The sequence below is a fragment of the Actinomyces ruminicola genome, assembly GCF_900103885.1.
GTDB classification, from domain to species: Bacteria; Actinomycetota; Actinomycetes; order Actinomycetales; family Actinomycetaceae; genus Actinomyces; species Actinomyces ruminicola.
Genome location: NZ_FNIM01000006.1, coordinates 141,633 through 148,860, shown reverse-complemented (window position 1 = coordinate 148,860; position 7,228 = coordinate 141,633). Strand labels below are relative to the sequence as shown.

General features: G+C 69.7%; 8 protein-coding genes. 1 reads left to right on the top strand and 7 read right to left on the bottom strand.

The genetic code is table 11. From position 1 onward, the window contains the following. Positions 1–27: 27 nt before the first annotated feature. From BLR49_RS06990 to ypfJ, 6 genes are all read right to left on the bottom strand, one after another. A complete protein-coding gene (locus BLR49_RS06990) occupies positions 28–942 on the bottom strand; it encodes an IS982 family transposase (RefSeq protein ID WP_092535483.1) in 915 nt (304 codons plus the stop codon). 103 nt (positions 943–1,045) lie between these two features. Further along, positions 1,046–1,339, bottom strand: a complete 294-nt coding sequence (locus BLR49_RS06985; RefSeq protein ID WP_092535480.1) for a hypothetical protein — start codon at positions 1,337–1,339, stop codon at positions 1,046–1,048. Next, positions 1,336–2,172 (bottom strand): ABC transporter ATP-binding protein, encoded by an 837-nt coding sequence (locus tag BLR49_RS06980; RefSeq protein WP_342706641.1) that lies wholly within the window; start codon positions 2,170–2,172, stop codon positions 1,336–1,338. Before BLR49_RS06980 ends, BLR49_RS06985 begins: the two co-directional genes overlap by 4 nt. Before the next feature lie 136 nt (positions 2,173–2,308). Continuing rightward, positions 2,309–3,103, bottom strand: coding sequence for a MerR family transcriptional regulator (locus tag BLR49_RS06975; protein WP_092535477.1), 795 nt, complete (start codon positions 3,101–3,103; stop codon positions 2,309–2,311). 149 nt (positions 3,104–3,252) lie between these two features. Beyond that, positions 3,253–3,762, bottom strand: a complete 510-nt coding sequence (locus BLR49_RS06970; protein WP_176765801.1) for a flavodoxin family protein — start codon at positions 3,760–3,762, stop codon at positions 3,253–3,255. Between the two features lie 141 nt (positions 3,763–3,903). Then, positions 3,904–4,809 carry a KPN_02809 family neutral zinc metallopeptidase gene (gene ypfJ / locus BLR49_RS06965; protein ID WP_092535474.1) on the bottom strand — a complete coding sequence of 302 codons (906 nt, stop codon included), beginning with the start codon at positions 4,807–4,809 and terminating at the stop codon, positions 3,904–3,906. A gap of 126 nt (positions 4,810–4,935) precedes the next feature. On the opposite strand from ypfJ, the gene BLR49_RS06960 reads away from it, so the two are divergent. After that, positions 4,936–5,985 carry a quinone-dependent dihydroorotate dehydrogenase gene (locus BLR49_RS06960; RefSeq protein WP_092535528.1) on the top strand — a complete coding sequence of 350 codons (1,050 nt, stop codon included), beginning with the start codon at positions 4,936–4,938 and terminating at the stop codon, positions 5,983–5,985. Positions 5,986–6,119: 134 nt separating this feature from the next. Here BLR49_RS06960 and BLR49_RS06955 read toward each other — a convergent pair whose 3' ends face one another. Next, on the bottom strand, positions 6,120–7,127 hold the full coding sequence (locus BLR49_RS06955) for an aldo/keto reductase family protein (protein WP_092535471.1): 1,008 nt from the start codon (positions 7,125–7,127) through the stop codon (positions 6,120–6,122). Between the last annotated feature and the right edge of the window lie 101 nt (positions 7,128–7,228).

Genomic DNA, 7,228 nt, shown 5'->3' with positions numbered 1-7,228 from the left:
CTAGATGAGTAAGTCCAAGGGGTGTGGTTAGTGGTCGTAGGGGGTCAGGGTTCGTTGTGTGGGGGCGCCTGTGAGGTCGTTGTGCCAGATGGCGGCTGTGAGTGCGAGGACGCGTTGGGTGATGCGTGAGCACACTCCGGCGATGGTGCGTCCGGCGTGGCGCTCAAGGTCGAGTTGGCCCTTGAAGGTCTGGTTGACGGACTCGATGATCTGCCGAAACGGTCGTAGGAATTGTCTGCCGGGGCGCGGGGTCTCGCCTTTGCGTGCCGGTCGGATCAGCTCGATGCCGGCGGCGGTCAGGGTGTTCTCGAAGCCGGTTCCGAAGTAGTTCTTGTCAGCGATGACTACCTGGGCCTGCGTGGCGGGTTGGTCTATGCGCTCCAGGATGGCGCACAGGGTCTCGCGCTCGTCGGCCTTGGCTCCGGTCAGGGCCCATCCCACGGGCAGTCCGTGCACGGTGCACACCAGGTGCAGGCGCAGGCCCCAGAAGAAGCGGGAATGGGAGGCGCAGTATCCGTACTCGGCCCAGCCGGCCAGGTCGGAGCGCTTGACGGTTTCGCGGGAGCGGGCGCACTCAACCGGTGTGGAGTCGGCCAGCCATACGGTGTCGTCGCAGGTGCTGACCTGATTCCTCAGCGCGGTGGCGACCCAGGTCATGGTGGCGGTGAGCTTGTGGATGCGCTTGTTGTAGCCCGATTGTCCGGGAATGTGGGGGAACATGCCCGCCAGGGTCGGGTCGGACCTGACATGGCGTATCCAGCGGGCCTCGCTGGTGTAGCCCAGCAGGGCCTGCACAACGACCAGGGTGATCATTTCCGCGTCGCTGGTGGCCGGGGCCAGGCCCACAGCCGGGCGCGCGGGCGCCTGCTCGGGGTGAGCCTTCAGCAGGTCATCGACGGTGACGTACAGTGCGGTGGTGAGGGCCTCCAGGCCGGTGTCCATGACGAGCCTCCCTATCGAGGATCCAAATGGCGTGTAACACCACCGATCCTGCGAGGCCCTCACCCCATTCCACTGCTCCCACGCCGACCACCACCCCTTGGACTTACTCATCTAGCAGCAGGCAGGTCAGCGCCCCGAGCTCCCAGACCGCGAGCTGCACGGCGTCGGCAGCTGCGGGCAGCTCGCCGTAAAGGGCCGTCAGCGTCTTGGAAATCCTGCTCATCGCCACGGCACGGGCCAGGTCCTCGGCCGTGGCGTAGGTGGTCGCGTAGCCCGGGGCGAGCAGGGCGGTCAGCAGAGCGACTGCGGTCGGCAGGGTTACCAGCCAGGCACGTTCCTCATGGGCGAGCAGGCGAGTGGTGCATATGACGCGCCTCCATGCGAGCGGCCGGGTCATCGCGCCTCACCCTCGTAGTGACGCATGAACAGGTCCTCCAGGGACGCCGGGGTGCACGTGAGCGCTTGCGCGCCCGCCGTGATGAGGGCGCTCAACGTCTCCGATACCTCCGCTGAGGGCACGGACATGCGGGTGACGCCGTCGACGTCCGCCGACGGCGGGGCGGTACCCCGGGGCAGCGCCGGGTCGGCGTCGTCGGGCAGGCGACAGGTGATGGTCGAGTCGCGCAGGTGCCGCAGCGAGGCCAGCGTACCGGTCTCCACGGTGCGACCATCCTTGATGATCGTGACCGCATCGCAAACGCTGTCCACCTCGTCCAGCAGGTGGGAGGACAGCAGCACCGTTCGGCCCACGGCCGCCGCCTCGCGCACACTGGTCTGGAAGACCTCCTCCTGGAGCGGGTCGAGCCCGCTGGTGGGCTCGTCAAGGACGAGCAGCTCGCTGGGCGCCGCCAGCGCGGCTATGAGGGCCACCTTCTGCCGGTTGCCCTTGGAGTAGCTGCGCACCGGCTTGGACGGGTCCAGGTTGAAGGCGTCGATCAGCTCCGCCTCGCGGTGGCGGTCGCGACCGCCGCGCAGTGCGGCGAAGGCGTCAAGCGTCTGCGCCCCGGTCAGACTCGGCCACAGTGCCACGTCCCCGGGCACGTAGGCGGTGCGGCGGGTGATGGGGCCCGCCTCCTGCGCCGGATCGCGGCCCAGCACCCGCACCCGCCCCGCATCTCGGTGGTACATGCCCAGCAGCACCCGGATGGTGGTGGACTTGCCGGCGCCGTTGGGGCCGAGGAAGCCGTGGATCTGACCGCGGCGTACGTAGGTCCAGGCCGTCAACGGCACGCAGGTGTCCAAAGGTCTTGACCAGGCCGGACACCGCGATGGCGTCGTCCGGGGCACGGGTGCCGGCGGCGGCAGGGCTGGCGGCGGTCTCTGCATGGGTCATGCACCCAGACTCGGGTACGACGTCGCGTCGCACTCAAGGCGTTGTGCTCCAGCGGGCGATCGTCTTGGCCAGCAGGGGCTCCATGGCCTCGGCGACCCGGGCGTAGGCGGGCTCCGCGGCGGCTATGAGCTGGAACAGGGAGCGGATTGCGCTCATGTCTACCTGTGTGGCGAGCTCGCGGCAGCGCTGGGGCCCCAGCACCCGCTCGAAGCGCGCGATATTCTGCGCGGCTCGTTCCTCGACCTGGGTATCGGTCAGGTTCTCGGTGTCCTGACCGTAGGCCGCCAGGGCGCCGTCGTCCTCCCCGTCGTCCGGGCCGGGGAAGAGGTACTCCGCCTCGGGCGGCATGCGTCCGCCGTAGCAGGCCACGTCGACCAGGTCCCGCTCGCGGCGCACGGCCGCCCGGGTCCGCTCGTCCGGGGAGGCCGCTTCCAGCCGGTCGAAGAAGGCCACCATGCGCGGAGGCATGGGGGAGACGGTCAGTCCGTCGCGGGCGCGCGCCAGCAGGGAGGCGAGCATGTCGCGCTGTCGGGTCGTCTCCGCCAGGTGTTCCACGACGGCGGTGAGCGCTTCGGACAGGTCTTCGATCACGGCCGCCCCGGCCGGGGCCGCAGCGACGGCGGGGGAGTCCAGGATGCCGCCGATGGACTTCAGCGGCACGCCCGCCTGAACCAGCCAACGAATGCGTGACAGGCGGGCGACATGGCTCAGGTCGTAGTCGCGCCAGCCACCGCGCTCCTCGGGCACGGGCAGCAGGCCCAGGTGGTGGTAGTAGCGCACGGTGCGGACCGTGGTTCCGGTGAGTCGGGCGATCTCGGCGACGCGCATGCGGGCTGCCTCTCGTGGATAGTGCTGGCTGGCCTCAGGGCAGCTCCGGGTCCGCGGCGCCCAGGACGGCCTCTCGCAGGGCGGCGGACGGAGCGACGGCACCGGAGGCAGGAGTCATGGCACCACCGTAGGCGGCCGCGGTCCCGACGTCACCGGGAGCATGGCGCTCCGGCCAGCTCCCGTCCCCAGGCCCGGGCGGCCGCCTCCTCGCCGTCGGCGAGTGGGCCCGACTGCCCCTGCACCAGGAAGCTGCCGATCGACGGTGCCTCCCGGCCCCGACCGCGCCGCAGGGCCTTGGCGATCGCCTTGGCCGCCGAGCCGCTCAGCCAGGTCCTGGAGGTCACCGTATCGAAGACGGCAACGGGCAGGGCGGGAGGAATAGCGGTGCGTGCCAGCCATTCGCGCATGCCGCCGCTCGGTGCGGCGGTTCCGGCGCGCTCATGGGCCTGAGTGCGCGTGGCCGCGGTCGGCAGGGCGCGGTTGTGGGTGGGTGCGCCCAGGATCAGCAGGCCGATGTCCGCGGGCAGGGCGGTCGGTGCCTGGGCGACGTCGACGACCCGTGCGTCCGTCCCGTCGTCCTTGAGCCCGGCGGCCACGGCCTCGGCTATGAGCCGGGTATTGCCGAAGCAGGACTCGACGACGATGAGCGCGGTGATCATGACTTCCTCCCGGTCGCTGGCGGTGCCCTCCGTGGGGCGGATGCACTCAGCATTGGGTGTGACGTCGCGTCGCACGCAAGCGGGACCCGCCGCCCGATGGCAGCGGGTCCCTTCAAAGTGTTCGGCCGGAGCGGGGCCGCCTCAGAGCTGGGAGCCGGCGACGGCGAAGGTGTCGCACTGCTCCAGGGAGCCGGAGTTCATGCCGGTGGTGAACCAGCGCACCCGCTGCTCGGAGGAGCCGTGCGTCCAGGTGTCGGAGTTGACGGTGCCGCTGGAGCGCTGCTGAATGTGGTCGTCCCCCACCGACTCGGCGGCGCTGATCGCGGTGGCGATCTCTGCCTGAGTGGGCTCGACCAGGAAGGCGGTGCCGGTGTCGGGGTCGACGGTGGTGGCCGCGTAGTGCACCCACACGCCCGCGTAGCAGTCGGCCTGCAGCTCGGTGCGCACCGAGTCGGAGTCGGCGCCGCTGCGGGAGCGGTCCGTCGAGCCCATGACGCCCAAGAGGTTCTGGATGTGGTGGCCGAACTCGTGGGCCACGATGTACTCCTCCGCCAGCGGGGTGTCCTTGGCGCCCAGCGTGGACTCCATGTCGGAGAAGAAGCTCATGTCCAGATAGACGTTGGAGTCGCCCGGGCAGTAGAACGGGCCAACGGCGCTGGTGGCCGAACCGCAGGCCGTCGAGACCGACTGCCCGTCCCACAGGATGAATCCCGGCTCGGCATAGGCGGTGCCGCCCTGGGCGGGCAGCTGCTCGCCCCACACCGCGTCCAGGGACTCCGCGGTGGCGATCATGCGGCACTGGGTGTACTGGTTGGCGGCCTCCCCGCTGGTGCATATGGAGGTGTCGATGGTGGAGGAGGTGGAGGCGCCCGAGGCCGACTCCTGACTGCTCAGCAGGCCGCTCAGGTCCACCCCGGTGACCTGGGACAGCAGGAACACGGCCAGGACGGCCAGCACGGAGCCGCCACCGATGGCGGCGCCGCGGCGCCCGCCGGAGCGTGTCTGCACCCGGTTGGGGTCGAGCTTGATATTGCGGTTGAATGACACTTAACCCACCTCGTCGCCGGGGCATCGCTGCACGGTTGGTCCTTAGCGGGTCAAGGCTAGCGGACGGGGCCATTGACCCGTGTCTCATCTGTGGGCTGGGGTGCCCGCTGCGAGTACGCTGGAGCCGTGCTGTACGACCTGCTGTACAAGACCGTCTTCACCCGGATCGACCCCGAGACCATCCACGACGTGTGCGTGGACGCGATCGAGGCCACCAGCAAGGTGCCGCTCGTGCGCGACTTCGTGCGGCAGGCCTTCGGGCGCCGTCCCGCCTTCCCCGTGCCGTCCGCCAACCAGGGCGGGCCGTTCGTCCGCCCCGTCCCCGGCATTCTGGGCCTGGCCGCGGGCATGGACAAGGAGGGGCAGGCCGTGGAGGGCATGGACATGCTCGGCTTCGGCTTCGTAGAGGTGGGCACCTTCACGGCGCGTCCCCAGCCGGGCAACGACAAGCCCCGCATGTGGCGCTACCCGACCATTCGGGCGATCCGCAACCGCATGGGCTTCAACAACTCCGGCGCAGACGAGGCCGCCGAGCGGCTGCGCCGACTGCGCTCCACCGTGCGGGGCCGCTCGATCGTCGTCGGCGCCAACATCGGCAAGACCAAGACCACGCCCCTGGAGCAGGCCGCACAGGACTACGCCTACTCGGCCTCGCGGGTCGCCCGCTGGGTCGACTACCTGGTGGTCAATGTGTCCAGCCCCAACACCCCCGGCCTGCGCACCCTGCAAGAGGTCGAGGCGCTGCGGCCGATCCTCGCCGCCGTGCGCGAGGCCGCTGACGCCGCCGCACACCGGCACGTCCCGCTGCTGGTCAAGATCGCCCCGGACCTGGCCGACGAGGACGTCGACGCCGTTGCCGACCTGGTCCTGGACATGAAGCTGGACGGGGTGGTGGCCACCAACACCACCATTGACCACGATCTGGGGGAGGGCGGCCTGTCCGGCGCACCCCTGCTGCCGCGTTCGCTGCAGGTCGTGCGCCGCCTGCGGACGCGCCTGGGGGACAAGCCGACCATCATCGGCGTCGGCGGCATCTCCTCCGTCATGGACGCCGAACTCATGCTCGACGCCGGCGCCGATCTGCTGCAGGCATACACCGCCTTCATATACAACGGCCCGGCCTGGCCCGGTCGCATCAACCGCGCCCTGGCCACGGTGCCGCGCCACCCCCGCTGACCCCACCCGGCACAGCCAACTCACCGAGATCGGCAGAAGTTACGTGCCGAAATCGGTAGAAACGACCATCGAGGTCGGTAGAAGCGGCTCGCCGCTTCTACCGACCTCGATTATCCGCTTCTGAGGAGTACGCCTCAGGCCGGGCGCTGCTCGGGGGAGACGGTCAGCGCCGGGTCGCGCTCGACGACGTCGCCGAGCGCCTGATCGATGGCGGTCATCACGTCCTCGCCCAGCTGGACGCCGGAGGCCTTGACGTTCTCCACCAGCTGCTCGGGACGCGAGGCGCCCACCAGTGCGGCGGAGATGAAGTCGTGCTGGAGTACCCAGGCGATGGCCAGCTGCGGCATGGTGAGCCCGGCGTCGTCGGCGATGGGCTTGAGCCTCTGGACGGCGGTGAGCACGTCGTCACGCATCCAGCGGCTGATCATCTCCCTGCCGCCCTTCTCGTCCGTGGCGCGGGATCCCGCCGGCGGCTGCTGCCCGGGCAGGTACTTGCCGGACAGTACGCCCTCGGCCATCGGAGACCAGACGATCTGGCCCATACCGAGCTCGGTGGAGGTGGGCACCACCTTGTCCTCGATAATGCGCCATAGGGCGGAGTACTGCGGCTGGTTGGACACCAGGCGGAAGCCCATCTGCGTAGCGAGCTCCTGACCGGCGCGGATCTGCTCGGCCGTCCACTCCGAGACGCCGATGTACAGGGCCTTGCCGGCGCGCACGACGTCGGCGAAGGCCTGCATGGTCTCCTCCAGCGGCGTGGCGTAGTCGTAGCGGTGCGCCTGGTACAGGTCGACGTAGTCCATGCCCAGGCGGCGCAGGGAGCCGTCGATGCCCTCCATGATGTGCTTGCGGGACAGGCCCACGTCGTTGGGCCCCTTGGGGCCGATGGGCCAGTAAACCTTGGTGAAGATCTCCAGGGACTCGCGGCGCTGCCCCTTCAGCGCCTGCCCCAGCACCTCCTCGGCGACGGTATTGGCGTACACGTCGGCGGTGTCGAAGCTGGTGATGCCCAGGTCGAGCGCGGTGTGCACGCAGTCGACGGCGGTGTCCGCCTCCACCTGGGAGCCGTGGGTGAGCCAGTTGCCGTAGGTGATTTCGGTGATCTTGAGTCCGGAGCTGCCGAGATGACGATATGCGACCATGACCACAGCCTAACCCGGTAAGTACGTCCGTGCAACTATTTTCTGTGGGGACGCGATGCGCCGCTGCGGCCGACACAGGCGGCCTGCTGGTGGTGCCGGCC

Bases quoted from the DNA above. Each gene is read 5' to 3' on its own strand.
- BLR49_RS06975 (WP_092535477.1), bottom strand. From the start codon at position 3,103: ATGCGCGTCGCCGAGATCGCCCGACTCACCGGAACCACGGTCCGCACC.
- BLR49_RS06955 (WP_092535471.1), bottom strand. From the start codon at position 7,127: ATGGTCGCATATCGTCATCTCGGCAGCTCCGGACTCAAGATCACCGAA.
- BLR49_RS06985 (WP_092535480.1), bottom strand. From the start codon at position 1,339: ATGACCCGGCCGCTCGCATGGAGGCGCGTCATATGCACCACTCGCCTG.
- BLR49_RS06990 (WP_092535483.1), bottom strand. From the start codon at position 942: ATGGACACCGGCCTGGAGGCCCTCACCACCGCACTGTACGTCACCGTC.
- BLR49_RS06970 (WP_176765801.1), bottom strand. From the start codon at position 3,762: ATGATCACCGCGCTCATCGTCGTCGAGTCCTGCTTCGGCAATACCCGG.